Genomic DNA, 23160 nt, shown 5'->3' on the forward strand with positions numbered 1-23160 from the left:
GCTTAACCTCCTTTTTTTGTTTTTATTATGCTGGTTTTTGCACTGGATTTTTTTGTAATTCCAGCACATCACTTATGTCAATATCAGGAACTGGAAGCTCTTTGTCTTCCTTTGCAACATCATCCTTAATTGATGGAATCTCTGCAACAGCTTTTTCCATAACTTCAGGTCCTAAAGACTTCAACTCAACTATTTTCTTAAAAACTAATCTTTTGAATGCTGCAGGTGTTTCTTCAATGAATCCTCTTGCATCAAATCTTGCTTTACCAAACTGCTCAATTACTTTCTGTCCAAGTTCATCAGGAACTTCAATAACCAAACGCTTTAATGCTCCACCAAAAATTGGTTCAACTTTTTCTTCAAGGGGGGTTCCCTTTATAGCTGCTAATCTTTTCTCATCAATTATTACGCCAAAAAATTTAGCCATTATTCACCTCCTTTATTTTTTTAAGTGAGCTGGAAGTTCCATATGAGGGAGATCAACTTCTAATCTCTCCTCTCTCTCTTTAAGATACTTCTCATTATTAAATGGATATCCAAACTTCTGCCACCATTTTACAACAACTTTATAAACCTCAGGTCTGTAAATCTGTGGTGGTGGTGTTACTCCTTCATTTATAAGTCCTCTGATGAAGCTTCCTGAATATCTTGAGTAAATACCTTTATGATTACAATTTGCAGAGTATGCGAATTCAAGGCACTTTGGACAATACCAGAATTCAGCAATATTCTGTGGTCTTAGATAGAATCCACCTTCAACTGCATAAGGTGGAGCATCAAATCCAAAGCTTGGAATGCCCTTAGACCAGAGAATTTGAGTTGCATAAATATCATAATACTCACCCAATGCTGCATGGTCTCTTCCAAACATATGGAAGGAAATTCCCATGTTCTGTCTGATTACTGCATGAATGAGAGACTCTATTGGATTACCATATCTCATATCCCAGAGTGTGAAGGTTACAAGATGACGCTCTGGCTTAATGTAGCCAGCAAGATGAACCATTTCATGACCTTCTACAATTGCTTCATCTGGAAAATCACCAATTCTTTTCGCACCGACTATTGCATTAACAACAATACCATGAGAAGGCTCTATATCACCTATGTATGCAGCATTTTTCATTAATGCTTCATGCCCTGTATGAGGCACATTTCTTGTCTGGTGAGCAATAACTGTTGTCCATCCTCTTTTCTCAAACTCTTCTCTTGATCTCTTTGGTGGATACCAGAACCTATCAAATGGTGGTCTTATTTTAGGCTCATTAATTATCGTATATTTTCCAGCAAGAATAATTGGATTCAATGAGCAATAAATGTTATATCCTGTATGTTTCTGATCAAATGGAACTTTAACAACCTCAGGATTATGCTCAGGAGTTCCAAAAGTTCTGACTGCTACTTCACCAGGAGCAATCTCATAAACCTCTTCAATTTCAAGGATTGCAAAGGGTTCACCCTTAAGTCTGAGCAAGAGCCAGTCACCTGCTCCAACCCCAAGTTTTTTAAAGTCTTCCTCTGAAATGTCAAAAAGAATTGGATAGGGGAATACCCATCCACTTGTGAGTCTTCTTTTTTCAAGAACACTCTCCAAATCAGCTTTTGTCATGGAACCTTCAACAGGACTGAAGAAACCATAACATACTGACATAATTTCCCTGTAAACATTTCTTACAGGATTGCCCTTAAAAAGAGTAGGCTTGATGTCGTAAACTGCAGAACATTTTTGCATTAACTTCCTTGCCATTTCAGGGTCACGGACAACCCTCTCAACAAGCTTCCCACCATGTGGCGGTGGCAGTGTTTTAATTCTTACATCTGGCATACCTTTCCCTCCTTTAATTTACTTTTTTTCTAAGATTGCACAGATACTGTTAAATATCTCATCTATACTACCTGTGCCCGAAACACTTTTAAGAATTCCTTTTTTTGAATAATAATCAATTAAAGGCTCTGTCTGAGCTCTGTAGACTTCAAGTCTTTTTCTAATTGTTTCTTCTTTATCATCATCTCTCTGGAAAAGTTCTCCACCACATTTATCACATTTACCCTCTACCTTGGAAGGCGAATAATATACATTATACATCTGTCCGCAGGACTTACAGGTTCTTCTTCCTGTAAGCCTCTTCATAAGATCATCAAAAGGAACATCCAGATTCAATGCTAAATCCAAAGGCATATTCATTTCAGAAAGCATTTTATCAAGAGCTTCTGCCTGTGCAACATTTCTTGGAAAACCATCAAGAATAAAACCTTTTTTGCAGTCATTCTGAGAAAGTCTCTCTTTAACCATTCCAAGAACAACTTTGTCAGGAACAAGTTCTCCTCTATCCATATAAGCTTTCGCTTCTTTACCAAGCGGAGTTCCTGCTGCAACTGCTGCCCTGAGAAGATCTCCTGTAGAAATCTGAGGTATACCATATTTTTCCACTAATCTTTTTGCCTGAGTACCTTTGCCTGCTCCTGGAGCACCCAAGAATACTAATCTCATTGAAGCCTCCTTTTTGGGTTAGAATTAAACTTTTGGTTTATAATTTAACCTATTATGAGTTAAAAAGCAACTTAATTTTTATAATTTTATAATAAGTTTTGCTTATAAATTGGGGCAAATTTTATCAAAAAATCTCTTAATTTGTCAAGTGCTTCTTTACGATGACTTATCTTATCTTTTTCATGGGGGGACATTTCAGCAAATGTTTTTTTAAATCCTTCGGGTATAAATACAGGATCATATCCAAAACCCTGAGTTCCTCTTGGAATCTCTGAGATTTTACCTCTAACATATCCCCAGAAGATATACTCTTTCCCGTCCGGAAAAACCAGCGCAATGCAACACACAAATTGCGCAGTTCTCTTTTCTGAAGGAACTCCTGCTAATTCTTCAAGAAGTTTTTTGATGTTATCATCATCACTTGCCTCATCTCCTGCATATCTTGCTGATCTGACACCTGGTCTGCCTCCTAATGCCTCAACTTCCAAACCTGAATCATCAGAAAGAGCAGGCAATCCAGTTTGTTGACAAACATATCTTGCTTTTTTTAAAGCATTTTCATCAAAAGTTAATCCATCTTCCTTAACTTCTTCAAGTTCAGGAAAATCATTAACAGAAAGAATAGTAATTTCAAGTCCTTGCAAAATTCTTTTTAACTCTTCTATTTTTTTTCTGTTTCTTGAAGCAATAACTATTTTCATATAGATTTGACAATTCTCCGAAATTTGAGTTATATTAAAATTGTTCGCGGGGTGGAGCAGTCTGGTAGCTCGTCGGGCTCATAACCCGAAGGTCAGAGGTTCAAATCCTCTCCCCGCAATTTTCAATCAAACAAAGCTTCTACAAATTCTTGTGGAATAAATTCTTTTAAATCATCAATTCCTTCGCCTATTCCGATTAACTTAATAGGAATTCCTATCTCTTTTTTTATGGCAAAAATAACCCCACCTTTTGCTGTTCCATCAAGCTTTGTAACAACAACACCAGTTAGTCCTATAGCTTCATTAAACAAAGAGGCTTGTCTTATAGCATTCTGCCCTGTTGTAGCATCTACAATAAGTAAAGTCTCATGAGGTGCTTCAGGAATTGATTTTTTCAGTACCCTGTTAATTTTTCTCAGTTCTTCCATAAGAGGGGATTTTGTATGTAGTCTTCCTGCTGTATCTATAATCACTATGTCTTTGTTTTGTGCTTTAGCATGTTCCAATGCATCAAAAGCAATAGCTGCTGGATCAGCACCACTTTTATGCTTAATAATATCCGCTCCTACTTTTTTTGCCCAAATTTCAAGCTGCTCTATAGCCGCAGCCCTAAATGTGTCCGCGGCTGCAAAAACAACACTTTTACCTTCATTAACAAATTTATAACCCAGTTTTCCTATTGTTGTTGTTTTTCCAACTCCATTTACACCTACAACAAGAATAATTGAAGGAGTATTTTTCAAATTTAAAGAAGTATTGTTTTTAAGCAAATTTATAAGCTCTTCCTTAAGAACTATTTTGACATCTGAAGCGTCTTTAATGCCGCCTTCTTTGATTTTTCTTCTTAGTATACCTGTTATTTCTTCTGTTGCTTTAACTCCTACATCTGAAGAAATAAGAATTTCTTCAATCTCTTCTATGGTTGATTCATCTATTTTCCCTCCTATAGGGATTACTGCTTCTATTTTTTCAACAATATGTTGTTTTGTCTTGCTTAATTTTTCTTTGAGTTTATCAAGAAAACCCATTAACCTCTCCTGAACTCTACGATGAGTTCATCCTTCTTCTTTAAAAGACGATATTTGAGAGGTTTTTTGAGAGCTATATTTAATAAAATTTTATTTTGGTCCTCAGATACAGAGACCTCTTTTATAAACTCTGAGTCAATCTTTACAGGTGTTTCTAATTTATTTCTCACTGGATATACTTCCAGTATAACTGACATAGTACTGCCTACTTTTTTTGTCCTGGGATAATAGCCTCCTTGTTTCTCTATATTTGGAATAAATAAAGTCAATACACAACCATTCTTTGTTTCAACAAGGGAGATATTTTTAAGCTCTAAAACTTGACCTTTTAATGCAACAATCTTTTTTTTACCTTTGCTATCTTTTGTTTCCTTCTTTTTAACTACTTTTTTCTTCGGTTTTTCAACTTTTTTCTCTTCGCTAATTTTGATTTCTTTAGAAGGAATTTCCTTCTCTTCTAATGTTGCAAAGATTTCAAATTTTTCTGCTTTATCATACATTACCTCTACTGTTGCAACTCCATTTACAAATTCTGATGGCGGAACTTTGTTTGGAGTAAGTGTTCCTGAGCCTGATGATTTTAAAATAACTGTATTGCCATATAAATTATAGTTTGACATAACCTTATCAAGATGATTATAGGCTACAATTTTTATTTTAAATTTCTGCCCTGCAATAATTGTATTAGGAGAAATTACTTCAAATCTTTTTACTTTCGGCGGCACGATTTTTACAATATTGCTTTCTCCTCTAATTGAGTTATCATTGGCAACCTTAGCTACTATTTTTATGTCTTCAGGTCTATCATAACGAAGGCTCAATTTTGCTTTTCCATCTGAAAAAGCATAAGATGTTAATTCAGAGGGGAAAATATATCCCTTACCCTGTGCTTCTATAATTATTTTTTCTCTTTGAGCCGCAAAATCTTTAACAAAATTATTAAACTGGTCAATTGCTAATATTGTTATATCAAAAGGCTCATCCACCACAGCTTCTTCAGGTGCATTAATAATAAAAGCTCTTACTGTGCCATTTAAAATTTCTACTTTATCACTTTTACCTGTAACTTTTTTATTTAATAAATCTGCTTCAATATGAAAAATTCCAATTTTCTCTGAAAAAAGTTTAACCCTAACATAGCAACTATCAGGAAAGTACTGAATGTCTTTTATCTGTGGAGAAACATCGCCTTTAAGAAATAGATTCAACTCTTTTGGATTAAATTCTTTGCAAACAATATTACCAAATCTATCATTACCTGAAATCAATGCTTCAAAATCATTGCCGACTCTTACTGAAGGTGGAACTTTTATATTAAGTATGGATATTTCTGCTGGCAAAATCTTTATTCTTTTCTCAATTATAGGGAAAGGACTATTAACCTCATAAAGTGATATTACTGCCTCTTCTGCTTTCTCATCTTTAAATTTAATTACAAAACCTGTTTGAGTTATTTCATTTGATTTAACCTGAGAAGGAGATATTACTGCCGAACCTTTTATGGTTAGCTTATATTCTTTAATGCTATCCGAAGGCATGCTAACAGGATTACCAAAGGCATCAAGTGCATAAATAAGTATTTTATATTCATTACCAGCTATTAATACATCTGGAGCATCAATCTGGAAATGATCAAAAGTTCCTGGTTTAGCAACAATTTCTCCGTGAGCCAATGTTATACAGTAAAAAAACAATAAAAAAATACTACAGCACAGCCAGCAACTTCCCCTTAAAATTTTATTGCCCATTTTACCCTCCTCTGTAATTTCTATTCATGCTTTTGCTTTATCAATAAATTTTATTGTATCCTATCATAATTGTTTATACAAAAAAGAGGCAAGTGCTAATATATTATAGAATATTTAAAATAATAATAGAATAATAAAAATGGTTAATAATCAGCCCAAAAATAGTATTATTTTTTTTAGAGGGATTGCCAAATTAATTGATTTAATTATTGTTATCGTCCTTTGGAAAACCTTTCGTGAAGCAGGAATATTTTTAGGAATTTTCTATTTATTGATAAGTGATGGTTTATTTAAAGGCTGTAGTGTTGGGAAAAAATTTCTACGCTTACGGGTTATTAATATTGAAAGACAGCGTAATGCTGATTTCAGAGATTCTATCGTCAGAAATTTAGTAATAGCTTTTTCGTTATTTTTCTTACTTATACCTATCATTGGTTGGTTAATTTGTATCATAATTTTCGCTTTTGAATTTATTATCATTATAGGTGACTCTGAAAATAAAAGATTGGGTGATTATCTGGCAAAGACTTCAGTAATAGAAGAATAACTCTAAAATATTTTAAAATAATCTAAAATTCATGTTCAGGAGGATGATGTGCTTCTTGAGAAATTAATTGGAAAATTTTCTAATGATTTAGCAATTGACCTTGGAACAGCAAATACATTGGTTTATGTAAAAGGCAAGGGAATTGTATGTGATGAACCATCAGTTGTGGTTGTAAGAAGAGATAATAAAAAAGTTATTGCTGTTGGTAGCGAAGCAAAAGAAATGATGGGAAAAACTCCAGCCAACATTATAACAATAAAGCCCCTTAAAGATGGTGTTATAGCTGATTTTGACGCCACTGGAGAAATGCTTAAATATTTCATTACAAAAGCCCATAATAGAAAATGTTTTATTTCCCCAAGGATTATAATTGGAGTACCTTCTGGAATAACTCAGGTTGAACAGAGAGCTGTTAAAGATGCTGCAATTGCGTCAGGTGCCAGGGAAGTATATCTTATAGAAGAACCTATGGCTGCAGCGATAGGAGTAGGACTTCCTGTAGGAGAGCCTTCTGGAAATATGATAGTTGATATAGGTGGTGGAACCACGGATGTGGCTGTAATTTCTCTTGACGGCATTGTATGTTCAAAAGCCGTAAAAGTTGGCGGAGACAAAATGGACGAAGCAATAATAGCTTATATCAAAAGAAAATATAATCTTATGATAGGAGAAAGGACTGCTGAACTAATAAAAATAAATATCGGCAGTGCTTATCCTATAAACTCTGACAAAACAATGGAAATTAAAGGTAGAGATTTAATAACTGGAATACCAAAAGCTATAAACATTACTGAAGAAGAAATCAGAGAAGCTTTGCAGGAACCTGTCTCAATTATTCTTGACACAATAAAAGTTACTTTGGAAAATACCCCCCCTGAGCTTGCTTCTGATATAGCAGATAAAGGAATAGTATTGGCTGGTGGAGGAGCTTTGTTAAGAGGTCTTGATATTCTCATAAGAGAACATACCGGAGTTCCTGTAATAATTCCTGATGACCCTCTTAGAGCAGTTGTTAAAGGATGTGGTGCAATGCTTGATAAGCTTGATTTACTCAGAAGAGTTTCCCTTAATGTTAACTGATGACAAAAAAAACAACTATTTTGATTATAGCTGTCATATGTTTAGCATCTTTTTTTCTTATAAGCTACCAAGCTAAAGGACTTATAAGTTTTGCTAAAATTGATTTTTCAAACTTAATATCCCCTTTTCAATATTTAAAAAATTTTTTCTCTGAAGTATTAGATTTAAAAGAAGAAAATAAAAAATTAAAAGAACAATTATATCAGATGATTCTTCAACAAAAATCTTATTATGAACTTATTGAAGAAAATAAAAGATTAAAGGGACTGCTAAATCTAAAAGAAAAGAAAAAGGAAGTAATAACTATAGCAAAGGTAACAAGAACAGGTTCAAATAAATTCCTTAAAACTTTCTGGATAGATAAAGGATATGATCAGGGAATAAAAGCAGGTATGCCTGTAATAACTTTAAATGGATTAGCAGGAAAAATCATATTTACATCATCAAATTTCTCTGAAGTGCTTTCATTAACTGATCCTAATTTTTCTGTGTCCGTAAGAGTTGAAAGAACCAGAGTAGAAGGTGTAGTAAGTGGAACTGGAACAAATCTTTGTGTTCTCAAATATATCCCGTTAGAAGAAGACATAGTAGTTGGAGATATATTAATCACTTCAGGCACAGATGGCATCTTTCCAGAAGGCATTAAAGTTGGTGTAATAAGAAAAGTTGAAAGGAAAAAAGGATTTTTTCAAAATATAGAAGTTATCCCATATCAATCAGACTCAAAAATTGAAGACGTTGCAATAATTAAAAGCTTGATATGAAATCTATACTTAAATGGAGCATATTCATATTTTTTACTTTTTTTGTTGAACAAATTTTTATAATTGATGGTATAAACTTTAATTTTTCATTTTTATTAATCTATCTTTTTGTTATACACTATTTTTTCCCTGATATAGAACAAAAAAAAATAGCCCCTTCAGAATTTTTACCTATCTTATTCTTTATTACAATTGGATTAATAGAAGATTTATTTCAAGGAGTAATCGGTCCAGCAATTATATCCAAAACTCTTACAGGTTATTTATTAATCTTATTGATTAAACAACTTTTTTTTCACTGGACAGAACTATTCAAAGCTATTATTATTTGCATTTTTACTATAATAGATGAAATCATCTACAGTTTTATCATGATATATTTTTTCAATATTAACATCGGATATTTTATGCTTTTAAAAGTATCTTTCATAAAAGGACTCCTAAATATCCCCTTTGGTTTGATTTTAAGCTGGAGAAAACCATGAAAATTAAAAATCGGATATTCATAGGCATAATTTTTCTAATATTTATCATTATTTTGTTAAGACTCTGGCAACTTCAGATACTTAATACAGAAAAATATAAAAAACTTGCTGAACAAAATAGAATTAGAATAATAAAAATTCCTGCTCCACGTGGAATTATTTATGACAGAAATGGTATACCATTAGTTGAAAATATTCCTTCCTTCGCTGCTTTAATTTCTCCTGAATATATAGATAAGGTGGATGTAAATCTTTTAGCCAAAATTCTAAATATATCCACAGAAGATTTACAAAAAAAATTTAAAAAGAAGTCTGAAAGCATTTACATGCCAATCCGAATAAAAGAAGACCTGACATTTAAAGAAATCGCCATGCTTGAAGCAAGGCGTTCAGAAATACCTGGATTAATAATAGAGACAGAAATAAAGAGATATTACCCCTTTGGTCCAGCAACAGCTCACTTATTAGGATATCTCGGCAAGATTACAGAACAACAAATAAAAAATAATCCTCAATATCAAAACTTACCTTCTTATTTCTTAGTTGGACAAACTGGATTAGAAAAAATATTTGATGACAAACTGATAGGCATACCTGGAGAAAAAATTATAGAAGTTGATGCTCTTGGCAGAGAACTAAGGCTTATAAAGGAAGCACCTCCTGTAAAAGGTGAAGACATTTACTTAACAATTGATGCACTTTTACAGGAAGCAGCTTATAAAGCTTTTGAAGGTCATGCTGGAGCTTTTGTTGCATTGAAACCTGATACAGGAGAAATATTATCATTATTAAGTTCTCCATCTTTTGATCCGAACATATTTGTTGAAGGGGTTTCAGGAACTTATTGGAATGAGTTGATAAATAATTCACAGAATCCTTTGCTTAATAGAGCAATTCAGGGATTGTATGCACCAGGGTCAACATTCAAAATAATTACCGCAATTGCAGGGCTTGAAGAAGGAGTCGTAACACCTGATAGAATTCTTGCTAACTGCACTGGAGGCATAAGCTTTGGGACTTGGACTTTCGGATGCTGGAAAAAAGAAGGACATGGTCCAGTAAATTTAATAAGAGCACTTATAGAATCTTGTGATGTTTATTTTTATGAACTTGGCAGAATTCTTGGCATAGGGAAAATATATAAATATGCTACTTTATTAGGGTTAGGTAATTCTACAGGTTTTAGTTCTGAAGAAAAGTCAGGACTTGTTCCTGATGAAGAATGGAAAAAAAAGATAAAAAAAACTTCATGGTTCCTAGGCGATACATTTAATACAGCCATAGGACAGGGATTTCTTAAAGTTACTCCATTACAGATGGCTAATGTTATGGCTACAATGGTAAATGGAGGAACAAAAATTACTCCCTATATAATTAGAGGCACAGAACCTTATAAAGAGAATCTGAATCTGAATCCTAAAAACCTTGAAATAATCAAAGATGCATTGTCAGGAGTTGTAAATGAGCCAAACGGAACAGCATCAAGTGCTCGCTCTTATATGATAAAATTTGGTGGGAAAACAGGAACAGTTCAAGTAGTTAGCAAAAAATTGAAAGAAAAGGTATCATATAAAAATATTGAACATCATGCTTGGTTTATTGGTTTTGCTCCTGTAGAAAAACCTGAGATAGCTTTCTCTGTTATTGTTGAACATGGAGGAAGCGGAGGAGCAGTTGCTGCACCGGTGGCAAAGAATATTCTTGAAGGATACATTCTTAAAAAAAGGCAATTAAATGTTAAAAATTGACAGAAGGCTGATTAGCTCTTTTGATTGGGTTACCTTAGGAGTAGTTCTTTTTATATGCATTATTGGCATACTCACAATTTATAGTGCTACAAGACCACCTCTTGATGAGGGGGAACAACCTCCTTTTTATGTAAAACAGTTAATATGGCTGATAATAGCTATAATAGCGTTATGTGTTTTTATAACATTTGATTATATAAAACTTAAGGATTTCTGGTTAATATTTTACATTACTGGAATTTTGCTTCTTATTATTGTTCTTTTTACAGGTAAAACAGCAATGGGAGCAAAAAGATGGATAAATCTTGGATTTTTTTCATTCCAGCCATCAGAGATATTTAAAATAATTTTTATAATTAGTATTTCAGCATTTCTTGAAGATAAACAATCTCCTTTATCAATAAAAGATACCCTAAAAACATTACTCATTTTTGGCATAATACCTTTTTTACTTATTGTTAAACAGCCTGATCTCGGAACTGCAATCTTAATCCTTACAATTACATTTATAATGATAATTTACAAAGGATTACGCACAAGATTGATGATACTAATTCTCGCTATATTGATTATTTCAGTATTTTTCTTATGGGAAATTCTATGGGAGGGGTTAAAGGAATACCAGAAAAATAGATTAATTGCTTTTATTGACCCTAATATAGACCCAAAAGGAATTGGTTATAATATTATGCAATCTGTAATTACTGTAGGCTCTGGCGGACTGTTTGGCAAAGGATTCCTTGAAGGCACACAGGGACCTTTAAAATTTCTTCCAGAGAGACATACGGATTTTATTTTTCCAATTTTTGCAGAAGAATGGGGATTTATAGGTTGTCTTATACTTTTATCACTTTATTTTACCTTTTTTATAAGATGCTTTCAGACATCTATAATTGCTAAAAATAACTTCGGCAAACTCCTTGCATTAGGTTTTACTTCAATTTTTATTTTATACTTTTTTATAAATATTGGAATGACTCTTGGAATTATGCCTGTAGTAGGAATTCCTTTACCATTTATGAGTTATGGTGGCACAACTCTTCTTGCTAACTTTATAGGAATTGCTCTTGTAATAAATGTTAGAATGAGAAGATTTGAATTATTTTATCCATAGGAGGAGGAAAAACATGAAAATTATTGAAGGAAAACTTGAAGCTCAAGGTTTAAAGTTCGGAATTATTGTAAGTAGATTTAATGAATTTATTACTTCACGTCTTCTTGAAGGTGCTATTGATGCTTTGATAAGACACGGAGCTATAGAAAAGGATATTGAAATTGTAAGAGTTCCGGGTTCATTTGAAATTCCTTTGATTGCGAAAAAATTAGCTCAATCTGGTAGATTCCATGCAATTATCTGTCTTGGCACCTTAATTAGAGGCGCAACTCCTCATTTTGACTACATAGCAGCTGAAGTATCAAAAGGAATAGCCCTTGTCAGCTTAGAAACCAGTATTCCTGTTTCTTTTGGAATAATTACAGCTGACACAATTGAACAAGCAATAGAAAGAGCAGGTTCAAAATCAGGTAATAAAGGCTGGGACGCAGCATTGGTAGCCATTGAAATGGCAAAGGTTATGGGACAATTAAAATAGTCGTAAAAATATAACGGTAATAAATAACCAATGAAAAGAAGAAAAGCAAGAGAATATGTTTTACAATTTTTATATGCTTGTGAAATGAATGAAAATACCCAAAAAATATGTAATTATAATTTTTTACAAGAAGAAATTGAAAAATTCTGGGAAAGAAATTATGAAGAACAAAACTCTGATATAAAATCATTTGCAAATCAGTTGATAGAAGGGACAATTGAGCATATTGATATTATTGATAAAATTATTCAAAAGTATGCTGATAAATGGAATATAGAAAGGATGATAACAATTGACAAAAATATTCTAAGATTTTCAATTTATGAAATACTATATCGTCAAGATATTCCTTATCAGGTAACAATAAATGAAGCAGTAGAAATAGCGAAAAAATACTCCACAAAAGAAAGTGCTGCCTTTATTAATGGGATTCTTGACAGAATTGCAAAAGAAGAAATTTGCCATAATAAGTCTGCTGAAAAATAGCAGAAGTTCTTAAAAGCTTATATTTTAAATATAGTTTGCCTTACTACAGTCATAAAACTCATCTTTTGTATTTCAAACAGTTGTGAATATTTCATGCTTTGCTTAATTTGTTTTACTTTCTCATTCCGAACGAAGTGAGGAATCTTCTCCTTTCTATAGTCACCCTTTAAGTCCAGAGATTCCTCTCACCCATTGAGGGTGATCGGAATGACAAAGGAAAAAGATGCCCCTTCGGGTCAGATTCCTCTGGGTCATTGAAACTCCTATGGATGGACTTTACCTATTAAACAGCCTCAATAAAACGAAAACTTGACAAAAAAATTTAGTATTACTAAAATTTAATTCTAAGAGGCAACCGTTTACCGTGGAAAAACTATCTTCTGGCATAAGTGGATTAGATAATCTTATTGATTATATCTATTCTGGTGATAATGTTGTATGGGAAGTTGATGCAGGAACTTCCTATGAAATCTTTATTAAGAAGTTTATTGAAGCTGCTTGTGCGGAATCAAACGATATTGTATATATTAGTTTTAACAAATCAGTTCCCACTCTTTTAAAAGAATTTGGCAACTGTATAAATGAAAAATTCCATATAATAGACAGTTTTACCTCAGGAAAAGGGAAAAATGATGCTACTTTTTTAAGAAATTATGAAGAACTAAGCAAGAAAATTCATATTGTTAAACTTTCAAATCCATCCAATCTTGATGAGCTTACAAATGCAATAACTATGGTTGAAAGCAAGATATCCTCTCCTACAGCTTATATTTTTGATAGTCTTACAGGAATGCAGAATCTTATTAAAGATGAAAGTCTAACCTATAGCTTTTTTACATATATGTGTCCAAGACTTTTTGATCTTGATAGCGTAGCTTATTGGATCGTAGAAAGAGATGCCCACAGTCAGAAATTTAAAGCAAATATCAGGCATATAACTCAAGTAGTTCTGGAACTATATAGACGTAAGGACAGTCTTTTCCTTAAAGCATTGAAACTATCAAGAAGAAAAAATCGTGAAGCCTTCAAACCTCATATGTATGAAGTAACTGACAACGACGAAATACATATTAAAGCAACTGAACAAACACTTGTCTTAGATATTGGTAACAAGTTAAGAGAAATAAGAATTTCAAGGAACATAAGTCAGAAGGAACTCGCAGAAAAAGTTAATCTCACGCCAGGATTCATCTCCCAGATGGAAAATAACCAAATTGCTCCATCTATTGTATCTTTCATGCAGATTTGTGATGCCCTTGGAGTAAAAGCAAGTGAGATATTAAATGAAACTAAAACTGAGGAGAAGTTTCTCATTAAGAAAAAAGATATATTGGCAAAACTTCCACAGAAGATATCCTCTGCAGATATTTATAGAGTTTTATCTGATGAAAATTTTCAAGCCTATCTTATTATGATACCTCCAAATTCTTCTATAAAAGGACACTTTTTAACAAAAAAAGAACCTGAGATTGTATTTTTAATAAAGGGAGAAGTCTCTGTGAGAATAAATAATTCTATTCACAGTCTCCAAGAAGGAGACTTTTTTTATATTAAAAAATCCATGCCAGAACAATGGCAGAATAAAGGAGGTGATAAGGCAGAACTTTTAGTTATAAGTAGATAATTATTCGTTTTCAAAATTTTTTAAAATGGGCAAAAATTATCGTGGATATTTTTTTGCCCAAATGAGTTAGTAATACTAAACTAATCTCATCAAAATTTACTATTACTTTAGGAGGTTTATTATGAGCGTAAATCCTGGTCAACCAAATGCAAGTTCTGCAACAGGAACTCGTAACAGGGTATCTGACCCTGCACCCTATTCAGGAATCTGTGCAGTATGTCTTGACGGATGTCCTGGCTTTTGTGAGATAGGAAAATCCTCTTTTAGAGGAAGAGAAGTAGTTTATCCCGGACCTTTTGGAAAAGTTACAGCAGGAGCAACCAAAAAGTATCCTGTTGATTATTCTCATCTCAATATTCAGGGAACATGTGTTGGTGCGGTTGGCGTTGAACCTAACCCTGACAAAGCAACATTTCCAGCTGTTAACATTGAAAGAGAAATTGGCAAAAACTATAAAATTAAGATGCGAATACCGATATTTACAGGCGCTCTTGGTTCAACAGATATTGCAAAAGACAATTGGGAAGGATTAGCAATAGGAGCTGCAATTTCAGGAATTATGGTTGTTATCGGTGAGAATGTTGTTGGAATGGATCCTAAAGCTGAATTTGACAAAAACGGTAAAGTAACAAAATCTCCTGAACTTGAAAGAAGAGTAAAATGCTTCAAAGAATGGTATGATGGTTATGGTGAAATAATTCTCCAGCAAAATGTTGAAGATACTCGTCTTGCCTCTGCTGAGTATGCTATTGACAAACTTGGCGTAACATGCATTGAGCTTAAATGGGGGCAGGGAGCAAAAGATATAGGCGGAGAAGTTAAACTTAAAAGCCTTGAAAGAGCTCTTGAACTTAAAAGAAGAGGCTATATAGTCTTGCCAGATCCTGAAGACCCAGTTGTGCAGAAAGCTTACAAAGCTGGTGAATTTAAAGAGTTTGAAAGACATTCAAGACTTGGCATGGTAGACTACGAAAGTTTTGAAAAATCAGTAAAACATTACAGAAAAGCTGGTGCAAAGTTTGTTTCTTTAAAAACAGGTGCATACAGAATCACAGACCTTGCAAGAGCTCTTAGATTCGCCTCTGATGCAGGAATTGACCTTGTTACAATTGATGGTGCTGGCGGTGGAACAGGCATGAGTCCATGGAGAATGATGAATGAGTGGGGCATTCCAACCATTTATCTTCAGGCAATTGCCTACAATTTTGCAAAACAGCTTGCAGCAAAGAAAAAATATGTGCCAGACCTTGCAATTGCAGGTGGATTCTCTCTTGAAGACCACATTTTTAAAGCATTGGCACTCGGCGCACCTTACTTTAAAGCTGTCTGTATGGGAAGAGCTTTAATGATTCCAGCCTTTGTTGGCAAGAACATCCATAAATGGTATGAAGACGGCAAACTTCCGGCTGATATAGCAAAATATGGAAACTCTGTAGAAGAAATATTTATTACCACGGAAGTACTTAAAAATAAGTATGGTAAAGCCTTCAAGAAGCTTCCATGGGGTGCTATTGCAATGTATACATTCGTTGACAGACTCACTCTTGGACTCAAACAGCTTATGGCTGGTGCAAGAAAATTCTCCATTGAATATCTTGATAGAAATGATATTGTTGCACTTACAAAAGAAGCCTCTGAAGTAACAGGCATTCCTTATGTAATGGAAGCTGATATGGAAGAAGCCCAGAAAATTCTTTTAAGCTAATCTTCTTAAGGAGAGGCTCTGCCTCTCCTTCATTTCAAAATTAAAATTTTATACGGCAGTTTTTTGCCGTATATTGACAAAATATTTTTAAAAAAAGTATAATGCCATATCTTTATATTTTGAGACATTAATTTATGAAAATTGAACAATATAAAGTAATTGAAAAAGCAGAAATCAACGATTTCATAAATAGTCTTATCTCAATATCTAAAGTAGTTGCTCCTGTTCACAAAGGTTTTAAAAATTACGTATTTCAAGAAATAAAATCTGCTAACAGTGTAAATCTTAAATATATACCAACAATAATTCCACCTAAAAAATATTTTATGCCACAGAAAGAAACGATATTGAAGTTTGATATAAATAAAGATTTACAAATTGAACCTGTTGTAGATTATGAAAACCTAATCCTTTTTGGTGTTCATACCTGTGATATAGCTGGAATAAAATGCCTTAATATGGTTCTTTCAGATAAACCCAAAGACACAGGCTATCTTATCAGAAAAAAACATATAACAATTATAGGAATTGAGTGTAATGATTACTGCGATGAATATGCAAGTTGTTCATTTGTAGGTGCTCACATACCTACCACAGGATATGATTTGATGTTCACAGAACTCAATGATTATTTTATAGTGCATATTCATTCCTCTAAAGGAATGGATGTTATTGAAAAAACAGGATTTTTTAAACAAGCTACTGAAAAACAGATTGAAGAACTAAAAAATATGAGAAATACAAAGTTAAAAAAATTTAATAATGAAATTCCAACAGAAAGAAGATATCTTCCAGACTTATTTGATCGTTCATTTAATGCATCAGTATGGAAAGAACTTGAACAGAAGTGTCTAAGTTGCGGCAACTGCACAGCTGTTTGTCCTACCTGTTACTGCTTTGATATTAAAGAAGATGTTGATTTAAGTTTAAAAGCAGGCGAAAGATACAGAATCTGGTTTTCCTGCCAACTTGACCCATTTGCAAAGGTTGCAGGTGGAATAGATTTTCGCAGAGAACGTTCAGCAAGACAGAGACATCGTTTTTATAGAAAATTCAGGTATCATATTGACCGCTATGGTATGGTTTTCTGCACAGGCTGTGGTAGATGTTCCCGCACATGCATGGCAAAAATTAATCTTAAAGAAGTTTTAACTTCACTAATCAGAGAATCAGAGGCAAAAATATGGCGCAAGTGGTTATAAAAGATTCCCCTTATAATCTAAAAAAAGCAAAGATTTTAGATATAAAACCTCTAACAGATAAAGAAAAGCTTTTCAAATTAGTCTTTGAAGACCACACATGGCTTGATTTTGAGCCAGGACAGTTTATAATGGTTTCTTTGATGGGAATAGGAGAAATTCCTGTTTCTATTTGTTCTTCTCCTTTAAATAGACATTATTTTGAAATATGTGTAAGAGCTGTAGGTAAAGTTACAAACTCACTACATAAATTAAATGTAGGAGACATTATTGGGGTTAGAGGACCTTATGGCAATGGATTCCCAATCAAAATTATAGAGGGGCATGATTTATTAATAATTGCTGGAGGATTAGGTCTTGCACCCTTGCGCTCATTAATACTTTATGCCATTGACAATCGCAGAGATTTCGGAGAAATCCATATACTTTTTGGATGCAAAACTCCCGGAGAACTTCTTTTTGAAGATGAAATTGAAGAATGGGGTAAAAGACTTGATATACACTTTGCCTGCACAGTTGACAGAGCAGACCCAGACTGGAAAGGAAATGTAGGATTAATTACCTCTCTTATTCCTGGCGTTGATATTGACCCCTTAAGAACCTATGCAGCAGTAGTAGGACCTCCTGTAATGTATAAATTTGTCATAAAAGAGCTTTTAGCAAAGGGTTTACCGGTGGACCAGATTCTACTTTCCTTTGAAAGACATATGAAATGCGGTATGGGAAAATGCGGTAGATGTCAAATACAGAATCTTTATTGCTGCAAGGATGGTCCTGTATTTACCTTTAAAGAAATAATGGATATGGCAGAGGCACTATAATGAGTAAACCAAAGGTTGCTTTTTTTGATTTTGCCTGCTGTGAAGGATGCCAGCTTCAGGTCGCCAATATTGGTGAACCTCTGCTTGATGTTCTTGATATTGTTCAGGTTGTTGAGTTCAGAGAAGTAATGTCAGAGAAGTGGGATGGGGAGTTTGATGTTGCTTTTATAGAAGGGAGCATCACGGATGAGCATGCTGTTGAGAGAGTGAAAAAAATTAGAGAGCGCAGCAAAATCCTTGTTGCCCTGGGTTCCTGTGCCACAATTGGCGGTGTTAACGGCATGAAAAACTCCTTCCCCCTTGAAGAAGTCGGTAAATATGTCTACGGAGAGTCCTATAAATTCTTCCCAACACTGCAAACAAAAGCAGTTCATCAGGTTGTGCCCGTTGATTACTTTATAAATGGTTGTCCTATATATCAGCCAGAGTTTATTTCAGTGCTCAAATGCATTCTCCAGGGGATTCCTTATTATGTGCCTGAGTATCCCGTATGTGTTGAATGCAAACTAAATGAAAATGTATGCATGTATGATAGAGGCCTTACCTGTATGGGACCTGTTACAAAGGCAGGATGTAACTCCTGGTGCATAAATAATGGAAATATCTGCTATGGTTGTAGAGGGCTTACGATAAATCCAAACACTGAAGGATTTAAAGAAGTATTAAAGAAATACAATATCCCTGAAGATTTCTTAATGAAAAAAATAGAAATGTATAATAAGTGCAAGGAGTTAGATAAACAGTGAGTCAAAACATTAGCATCAACGTTAACTATCTAACCAGAGTTGAAGGACACGGAAATATTGTAGTTGAAGTCAAAGATGGAAAGCTTGAGATTTGCAGACTTGAAATTGTTGAATCCCCCCGTTTTTTTGAGGCTTTCTTAAGAGGTCGTTCAATCTACGAAGCACCGCATATAACATGCAGAATTTGCGGAATATGCTCATGCGGACACACACTTGCATCAATTCAGGCAGCAGAGGATGCTTTAGGAATAAAACCTACTGAGCAAACAGTGCTTTTAAGAAAGCTCTTATTACATTATGAACAACTTGACAGCCACATTCTTCACATATATCTTCTTGTTGCACCAGATCTTGTCGGAGTTCCAAGCTTTGTGCCTCTTATAAAGTCTCATCCTGATGTTGTAATACGGGCTCTGCGAATGAAGAGGCTCTGTAATGAACTCTGTGATATACTTGTTGGTAGACATGTTCATCCAATCTCAGCAGTTATAGGTGGATTTACAAAGCTTCCTTCTGAGATAGACCTTGAAGAAATGCACAAAAAACTCTTAGCACTTCAGAAAGATATAGAAGTAACTATTGAGCTATTCAAAGATTTAAAGTTTCCAGAGTTTGAAAGAGATACAGAATATATCGCACTTGTAAATGATGAAGATGAATATCCACTTCTTTATGGTGATATTGGCTCAACAGACGGATACAGGGTAAGCAAGTATGAGTATAAGAATGTGACAAATGAATTCATAGTTCCCTATGCCTCAGCAAAAAGGACAAAGTGGCATAGAGAATCCTATGCAGTAGGTGCTCTTGCAAGATTTAATCTAAATTATGAGAAACTTCATCCAAAAGCAAAAGAGGCTGCAGCAACTTTAGGACTTAAACCAAAATGCATAAATCCCTATCTAAACACCGTTGCCCAGATAGTTGAGTGTGTTCACTGTGTTGAAGATGCTATAAGAATTATTGAAACACTCTGGCAAAAAGGCATTAACTACGATGAAGTAGTTGTGCCAGATATCAATGAACATGGTCTTTTACCTCAAAGGGCTGGAGAAGGCGTTGGTGCAGTAGAAGTTCCAAGAGGATTGCTGATTCATCATTATGAGTGTGATGAAAGAGGTATATTCAGAAACGCAAACTGTATAATTCCAACAAATCAGAATACACACAACATAGAGCTTGACATGCTAAAACTTGTCCCTGAAATAATTAATCAGTCTCCTGAAGAAATAAGGCTTTCCCTTGAAATGCTTGTTCGTGCCTATGACCCCTGCATTTCCTGTTCAGTGCACATGGTGGAAGTTAAATTAGGGGATAGAGATTAAGGATTTACCCCCTCTCTTCTTATTACTTTTGCGATTAATTTTCTGTTGAGTATTCCTGTCAGCTCTTTGAGAAAACTCTTCTTGCACCCTCTCGTTTTTCTCTCTCAGAGATACAACAAGCTCTAAATCTAAGACTTTTGCTATTTTTCTTAGGGTATTAAGGGAGTAATTATCATAAAAAGGGTCTTCAAGCCTTGCTATTGTAGACTGAGAAGTTCCAAGCATTTTGGCAAGTTGAACCTGAGTGATCCCCCTTTTTTCTCTATAATAGGCAATTTCAGTGGCAATCCTCGTCTTTTCAAGTCCTCTGTAAAAATCCTCTTTGAATTTTTTATCCTTAAATTGCTCTTTTAGAATATCCTTTAAATTTCTCACCTTATTTCCTCCTTTTTCATTCTTTCCAGAGCCAGTTCAATTTCTCTCTTTGGAATTTTCATAGTTTTCTTAATAAATCCATGCCAGATTTTCATCGTGTTACCCTCAATTGAATAAAATAATCTACAATTTCTTATCCTCAATTCCCAAAGATTCTCCGTTACTTTCTTTAACCATTCTGAAGAAACCTCTAAATTGCGTTCTCCTAATACACATAAAATCTGTAAAATTTTATTTCTGTCTCTTTCCTGCAAATTTAATATAAACTCTTCTACTTTTTCATGTAGAACTATTTCTATTTTCTTTTTCATAATTTTATCTCAATTTTGAGATATTGTCAACAAAAAATTTCAATACTTACTGAAAAGGATTGAAATATAATAGCAAAATGGGAATTTGATTTCAATGAATTGGCAATTTTTAAATAAATAGACCCTTTAAAGCATTCTTCGGTGTAGGGCAAAAATTTAAGAAAAACTTAGGAAAAAATATTTTGTATCAAACTTTCTATTTCCTTAGATAATTTCCCCTGCGAAAACTCAAGAAATGGAAACCCTTTTTTTACGGAATAAAGAATCTCCTCTGAAAAAGGTATTCTGCCTGCTAACTCAATTTCAAATTTATTTAATTCTTCCTCTATGTTTTCACTCATCTGAGGATTGAGGTCAAACTTGTTTATTATGACTTTTAAAGGTATTTTAAAATGTTTTGCAAGTTCAATAACCCTGCCTAAGTCATGCATTCCTGAAAGGGTTGGCTCGGTAACTGCAACAACAAGGTCAACTCCTGTCATTGAAGCCATAACTGGACAGCCTACTCCAGGTGGTCCATCAATTATTATGTATTGGCAACCCGTTATCTCAGCAGTCTCCTTAGCAATTTTTCTAAGCTTTGTAACAAGTTTTCCCGAGTTTTCCTGAGCAATCCCAAGCCTTGCGTGAATTAGTGTTCCATATTTTGTCTCTGAGATAAAATACTGCCCAGAAACTCTATCTCTAAGAATAATAGCCTCTTGAGGACATATATAACTACATATGGTGCAACCTTCACAGGAAAGCTCATCAACCTGAAAATCCTCTCCTATTGCATTAAATTTACAGTTTTCTCTGCATAGTCCACACTCTATGCATTTTGTTTTATCTATTTGAGCGAGCTTTCCACCTATGAATTCATAGGATTCTTTGATTTCCGGATGAAGCAGTAAATGAAGATTTGCAGCATCCACATCACAGTCAACCAACACCTTGTTTTTAACTGCTACAGCAAGGCATCCTGTAAAAAATGTCTTTCCTGTTCCACCTTTCCCGCTCGCAACTGAAATTATCATTTTGTAAGTTCTACACAGACAAAGCCGTAAGAGCTTATGTCATCAGCTATTGCCTCAGACTCTTCAGGAGATGGCTCATCAAAGGGAGATTTTTTAAGAGTTCCAAAAACTCTTTTTATTTTTAATCCTACTAAACTAACAATTTTTTTGAAATTTTCAAAACTATAAAAGTTTGCAAGCTTGTAAAAGAGATGTCCTTCTTTCTTTTTTTGCGCATAAAGCTTTCCCCATTCTGAATCTAAAAATACATCTCCGATAATAACTTTACCCTCTTCTTTTAATACTCTTTTTGCCTCTTTCAAAGCAAGCAGAGGGTCTTTAACAAAACATAATGTTACAATAAGCATTACGCAGGAAAATACCTTGTCTCTGAATGGCAACTCTTCAGCCTTTGCCTTAATAACTCTTATACCCCTTAATTTTGCTATCCTAAGAGGTGCTTCTGCCACATCAACTCCAAATGCCTCTTCAGCAAGCACAGCAAATCTACCAGTGCCAACTCCCACTTCAAGAACTTTACCATTGCAGTCGTTAATGAGTTTTTTAAGGCATTTCTTTTCATTTTCATAGAGTATCTTCCCTCTTTCAGAGTCATACCAAGCATCATACTGGGTAGCATAACTCTCAAAAGGCTCATCAATACTCACAACTTCCTCCGATGTAGATGCGACTGCCTGCTCCTGCTTCAATAAAACCTGAATGGAAAGACTTTTTAAAGAGCCTTCTTGCAAGGTCTCCTGTACAGTGGGATGGTGCTATGTATCTTACTCCTTCACTTTTTAGAAACTCTATTAACTCATGGATTTCTTCTTCTTTTTTATCTTTTAGATGAAGCCCTCCTACCAGCGCAAAAATTTTATCATTAATTATCTCTTTAGCTTTTTTAAAAATTTCTTTTAATCCTGCATGAGCACAGCCTGTTATTACAACCAGTCCTCCACCTGTATCCATAAGGAGAGATATTTCTTTAATGTTTTCACCGAGTTCACCTGTAAGATAAACGCCATTCATTATTTCTACACACTCTGAATTTACAAAGGTAAGATTGACATTTTTTAGTTCTTCCCTATTTAAAAGGGTTTCTGCACAAGATTTACCTGCATAAATGTTGAAATCTTTTTTAAGATTAACTATGCCTGTCAATCCTTGTGTATGATCTTTATGACAATGAGATAAAACCACTCTTGTAATCATCTGTGGCTTTATTTCTGCCTTATTGAGATTATGAATTAAAATCTCATTGTCAGCTCCTGTATCAAATAAAATGCCTCCATAACCCTTTTTTATAAAACAGCTATATCCAAACCCTGAACGAAAACCAGACTCACCTTCATAGTTATCAAAAAGTATTCTGATGTCAATAAGCAT

25 protein-coding genes and 1 tRNA gene are annotated in these 23160 nt (G+C 34.1%); 15 read left to right on the forward strand and 11 right to left on the reverse strand.

What is annotated here, in order from left to right:
* Positions 1–25: 25 nt before the first annotated feature.
* From THEYE_RS09065 to THEYE_RS09080, 4 genes are all read right to left on the reverse strand, one after another.
* Positions 26–427: a DUF6955 family protein gene (locus THEYE_RS09065; protein WP_012546578.1), complete on the reverse strand. Its 402-nt coding sequence runs from the start codon at positions 425–427 to the stop codon at positions 26–28.
* A 12-nt stretch (positions 428–439) separates the two neighbouring features.
* The gene (gene sat, locus THEYE_RS09070) at positions 440–1825 is read right to left on the reverse strand and encodes a sulfate adenylyltransferase (protein ID WP_012545431.1); all 1386 of its coding nucleotides are present in this window, start codon (positions 1823–1825) and stop codon (positions 440–442) included.
* A gap of 18 nt (positions 1826–1843) precedes the next feature.
* The gene (locus tag THEYE_RS09075) at positions 1844–2491 is read right to left on the reverse strand and encodes an adenylate kinase (RefSeq protein ID WP_012546790.1); all 648 of its coding nucleotides are present in this window, start codon (positions 2489–2491) and stop codon (positions 1844–1846) included.
* Between the two features lie 86 nt (positions 2492–2577).
* A complete protein-coding gene (locus tag THEYE_RS09080; RefSeq protein WP_012545768.1) occupies positions 2578–3192 on the reverse strand; it encodes an XTP/dITP diphosphatase in 615 nt (204 codons plus the stop codon).
* A 45-nt stretch (positions 3193–3237) separates the two neighbouring features.
* Here THEYE_RS09080 and THEYE_RS09085 point away from each other — a divergent pair.
* Positions 3238–3311, forward strand: a tRNA-Met gene (locus THEYE_RS09085).
* 3 nt (positions 3312–3314) lie between these two features.
* Here the strand turns inward: THEYE_RS09085 and ftsY are convergent.
* Complete coding sequence (gene ftsY, locus THEYE_RS09090; protein WP_012546073.1) at positions 3315–4220, reverse strand: signal recognition particle-docking protein FtsY; 906 nt, start codon at positions 4218–4220, stop codon at positions 3315–3317.
* On the reverse strand, positions 4220–5968 hold the full coding sequence (locus THEYE_RS09095; RefSeq protein ID WP_012545003.1) for a hypothetical protein: 1749 nt from the start codon (positions 5966–5968) through the stop codon (positions 4220–4222). Before THEYE_RS09095 ends, ftsY begins: the two co-directional genes overlap by 1 nt.
* Positions 5969–6107: 139 nt before the next feature.
* Here THEYE_RS09095 and THEYE_RS09100 point away from each other — a divergent pair, with 139 nt between their 5' ends.
* From THEYE_RS09100 to THEYE_RS09165, 14 genes are all read left to right on the forward strand, one after another.
* Complete coding sequence (locus THEYE_RS09100) at positions 6108–6515, forward strand: RDD family protein (RefSeq protein ID WP_012545996.1); 408 nt, start codon at positions 6108–6110, stop codon at positions 6513–6515.
* A 48-nt stretch (positions 6516–6563) separates the two neighbouring features.
* Positions 6564–7595 (forward strand): rod shape-determining protein, encoded by a 1032-nt coding sequence (locus tag THEYE_RS09105; protein ID WP_012545439.1) that lies wholly within the window; start codon positions 6564–6566, stop codon positions 7593–7595.
* Positions 7595–8359, forward strand: coding sequence for a rod shape-determining protein MreC (gene mreC / locus THEYE_RS09110; protein ID WP_012546337.1), 765 nt, complete (start codon positions 7595–7597; stop codon positions 8357–8359). Before THEYE_RS09105 ends, mreC begins: the two co-directional genes overlap by 1 nt.
* Positions 8356–8844 carry a hypothetical protein gene (locus THEYE_RS09115; RefSeq protein WP_012546136.1) on the forward strand — a complete coding sequence of 163 codons (489 nt, stop codon included), beginning with the start codon at positions 8356–8358 and terminating at the stop codon, positions 8842–8844. The genes mreC and THEYE_RS09115 overlap by 4 nt, the downstream gene beginning before the upstream one ends.
* Complete coding sequence (gene mrdA, locus THEYE_RS09120; RefSeq protein ID WP_012545126.1) at positions 8841–10592, forward strand: penicillin-binding protein 2; 1752 nt, start codon at positions 8841–8843, stop codon at positions 10590–10592. The genes THEYE_RS09115 and mrdA overlap by 4 nt, the downstream gene beginning before the upstream one ends.
* Positions 10579–11706, forward strand: a complete 1128-nt coding sequence (gene rodA / locus THEYE_RS09125) for a rod shape-determining protein RodA (protein ID WP_012546334.1) — start codon at positions 10579–10581, stop codon at positions 11704–11706. The genes mrdA and rodA overlap by 14 nt, the downstream gene beginning before the upstream one ends.
* Positions 11707–11719: 13 nt before the next feature.
* Positions 11720–12184, forward strand: coding sequence for a 6,7-dimethyl-8-ribityllumazine synthase (ribH, locus tag THEYE_RS09130; RefSeq protein WP_012545200.1), 465 nt, complete (start codon positions 11720–11722; stop codon positions 12182–12184).
* Positions 12185–12214: 30 nt separating this feature from the next.
* Positions 12215–12670, forward strand: coding sequence for a transcription antitermination factor NusB (gene nusB / locus THEYE_RS09135; protein WP_012546543.1), 456 nt, complete (start codon positions 12215–12217; stop codon positions 12668–12670).
* A 364-nt stretch (positions 12671–13034) separates the two neighbouring features.
* Positions 13035–14294, forward strand: coding sequence for a helix-turn-helix domain-containing protein (locus THEYE_RS09140; protein ID WP_012545483.1), 1260 nt, complete (start codon positions 13035–13037; stop codon positions 14292–14294).
* Between the two features lie 121 nt (positions 14295–14415).
* Entirely contained in the window at positions 14416–15999 is a 1584-nt protein-coding gene (locus THEYE_RS09145; protein ID WP_012546886.1) for an FMN-binding glutamate synthase family protein, read from the forward strand.
* A 134-nt stretch (positions 16000–16133) separates the two neighbouring features.
* Positions 16134–17201, forward strand: a complete 1068-nt coding sequence (locus THEYE_RS09150) for a 4Fe-4S dicluster domain-containing protein (protein WP_012546086.1) — start codon at positions 16134–16136, stop codon at positions 17199–17201.
* On the forward strand, positions 17183–18019 hold the full coding sequence (locus tag THEYE_RS09155; protein ID WP_012546652.1) for an FAD/NAD(P)-binding protein: 837 nt from the start codon (positions 17183–17185) through the stop codon (positions 18017–18019). The genes THEYE_RS09150 and THEYE_RS09155 overlap by 19 nt, the downstream gene beginning before the upstream one ends.
* On the forward strand, positions 18019–18765 hold the full coding sequence (locus THEYE_RS09160; protein ID WP_012546316.1) for an NADH-quinone oxidoreductase subunit B family protein: 747 nt from the start codon (positions 18019–18021) through the stop codon (positions 18763–18765). Before THEYE_RS09155 ends, THEYE_RS09160 begins: the two co-directional genes overlap by 1 nt.
* Complete coding sequence (locus THEYE_RS09165; RefSeq protein WP_012544964.1) at positions 18762–20090, forward strand: Ni/Fe hydrogenase subunit alpha; 1329 nt, start codon at positions 18762–18764, stop codon at positions 20088–20090. The genes THEYE_RS09160 and THEYE_RS09165 overlap by 4 nt, the downstream gene beginning before the upstream one ends.
* Here THEYE_RS09165 and THEYE_RS09170 read toward each other — a convergent pair.
* The 5 genes from THEYE_RS09170 to THEYE_RS09190 form a co-directional block, all read right to left on the reverse strand.
* Positions 20073–20465 carry a helix-turn-helix domain-containing protein gene (locus THEYE_RS09170; RefSeq protein WP_012546378.1) on the reverse strand — a complete coding sequence of 131 codons (393 nt, stop codon included), beginning with the start codon at positions 20463–20465 and terminating at the stop codon, positions 20073–20075. The two genes, THEYE_RS09165 and THEYE_RS09170, sit on opposite strands and share 18 nt — an antisense overlap.
* Complete coding sequence (locus THEYE_RS09175; RefSeq protein ID WP_012545451.1) at positions 20462–20776, reverse strand: type II toxin-antitoxin system RelE/ParE family toxin; 315 nt, start codon at positions 20774–20776, stop codon at positions 20462–20464. Before THEYE_RS09175 ends, THEYE_RS09170 begins: the two co-directional genes overlap by 4 nt.
* Before the next feature lie 167 nt (positions 20777–20943).
* Positions 20944–21792, reverse strand: a complete 849-nt coding sequence (locus tag THEYE_RS09180) for an ATP-binding protein (protein WP_012545247.1) — start codon at positions 21790–21792, stop codon at positions 20944–20946.
* Complete coding sequence (locus THEYE_RS09185) at positions 21789–22439, reverse strand: class I SAM-dependent methyltransferase (protein WP_012545742.1); 651 nt, start codon at positions 22437–22439, stop codon at positions 21789–21791. Before THEYE_RS09185 ends, THEYE_RS09180 begins: the two co-directional genes overlap by 4 nt.
* Positions 22429–23160: an MBL fold metallo-hydrolase gene (locus THEYE_RS09190; protein WP_012546862.1), complete on the reverse strand. Its 732-nt coding sequence runs from the start codon at positions 23158–23160 to the stop codon at positions 22429–22431. Before THEYE_RS09190 ends, THEYE_RS09185 begins: the two co-directional genes overlap by 11 nt.

The organism is Thermodesulfovibrio yellowstonii DSM 11347 (genome assembly GCF_000020985.1).
Lineage (GTDB): Bacteria > Nitrospirota > Thermodesulfovibrionia > Thermodesulfovibrionales > Thermodesulfovibrionaceae > Thermodesulfovibrio > Thermodesulfovibrio yellowstonii.

What these genes read in the sequence shown, in the direction of transcription:
- THEYE_RS09065 (WP_012546578.1), bottom strand. Translation starts at nt 427, where the DNA reads ATGGCTAAATTTTTTGGCGTAATAATTGATGAGAAAAGATTAGCAGCT.
- sat (WP_012545431.1), bottom strand. Translation starts at nt 1,825, where the DNA reads ATGCCAGATGTAAGAATTAAAACACTGCCACCGCCACATGGTGGGAAG.
- THEYE_RS09075 (WP_012546790.1), bottom strand. Translation starts at nt 2,491, where the DNA reads ATGAGATTAGTATTCTTGGGTGCTCCAGGAGCAGGCAAAGGTACTCAG.
- THEYE_RS09080 (WP_012545768.1), bottom strand. Translation starts at nt 3,192, where the DNA reads ATGAAAATAGTTATTGCTTCAAGAAACAGAAAAAAAATAGAAGAGTTA.
- ftsY (WP_012546073.1), bottom strand. Translation starts at nt 4,220, where the DNA reads ATGGGTTTTCTTGATAAACTCAAAGAAAAATTAAGCAAGACAAAACAA.
- THEYE_RS09095 (WP_012545003.1), bottom strand. Translation starts at nt 5,968, where the DNA reads ATGGGCAATAAAATTTTAAGGGGAAGTTGCTGGCTGTGCTGTAGTATT.
- THEYE_RS09100 (WP_012545996.1), top strand. Translation starts at nt 6,108, where the DNA reads ATGGTTAATAATCAGCCCAAAAATAGTATTATTTTTTTTAGAGGGATT.
- mreC (WP_012546337.1), top strand. Translation starts at nt 7,595, where the DNA reads ATGACAAAAAAAACAACTATTTTGATTATAGCTGTCATATGTTTAGCA.
- THEYE_RS09115 (WP_012546136.1), top strand. Translation starts at nt 8,356, where the DNA reads ATGAAATCTATACTTAAATGGAGCATATTCATATTTTTTACTTTTTTT.
- mrdA (WP_012545126.1), top strand. Translation starts at nt 8,841, where the DNA reads ATGAAAATTAAAAATCGGATATTCATAGGCATAATTTTTCTAATATTT.
- rodA (WP_012546334.1), top strand. Translation starts at nt 10,579, where the DNA reads ATGTTAAAAATTGACAGAAGGCTGATTAGCTCTTTTGATTGGGTTACC.
- ribH (WP_012545200.1), top strand. Translation starts at nt 11,720, where the DNA reads ATGAAAATTATTGAAGGAAAACTTGAAGCTCAAGGTTTAAAGTTCGGA.
- nusB (WP_012546543.1), top strand. Translation starts at nt 12,215, where the DNA reads ATGAAAAGAAGAAAAGCAAGAGAATATGTTTTACAATTTTTATATGCT.
- THEYE_RS09145 (WP_012546886.1), top strand. Translation starts at nt 14,416, where the DNA reads ATGAGCGTAAATCCTGGTCAACCAAATGCAAGTTCTGCAACAGGAACT.
- THEYE_RS09150 (WP_012546086.1), top strand. Translation starts at nt 16,134, where the DNA reads ATGAAAATTGAACAATATAAAGTAATTGAAAAAGCAGAAATCAACGAT.
- THEYE_RS09155 (WP_012546652.1), top strand. Translation starts at nt 17,183, where the DNA reads ATGGCGCAAGTGGTTATAAAAGATTCCCCTTATAATCTAAAAAAAGCA.
- THEYE_RS09160 (WP_012546316.1), top strand. Translation starts at nt 18,019, where the DNA reads ATGAGTAAACCAAAGGTTGCTTTTTTTGATTTTGCCTGCTGTGAAGGA.
- THEYE_RS09175 (WP_012545451.1), bottom strand. Translation starts at nt 20,776, where the DNA reads ATGAAAAAGAAAATAGAAATAGTTCTACATGAAAAAGTAGAAGAGTTT.
- THEYE_RS09180 (WP_012545247.1), bottom strand. Translation starts at nt 21,792, where the DNA reads ATGATAATTTCAGTTGCGAGCGGGAAAGGTGGAACAGGAAAGACATTT.
- THEYE_RS09190 (WP_012546862.1), bottom strand. Translation starts at nt 23,160, where the DNA reads ATGCTTATTGACATCAGAATACTTTTTGATAACTATGAAGGTGAGTCT.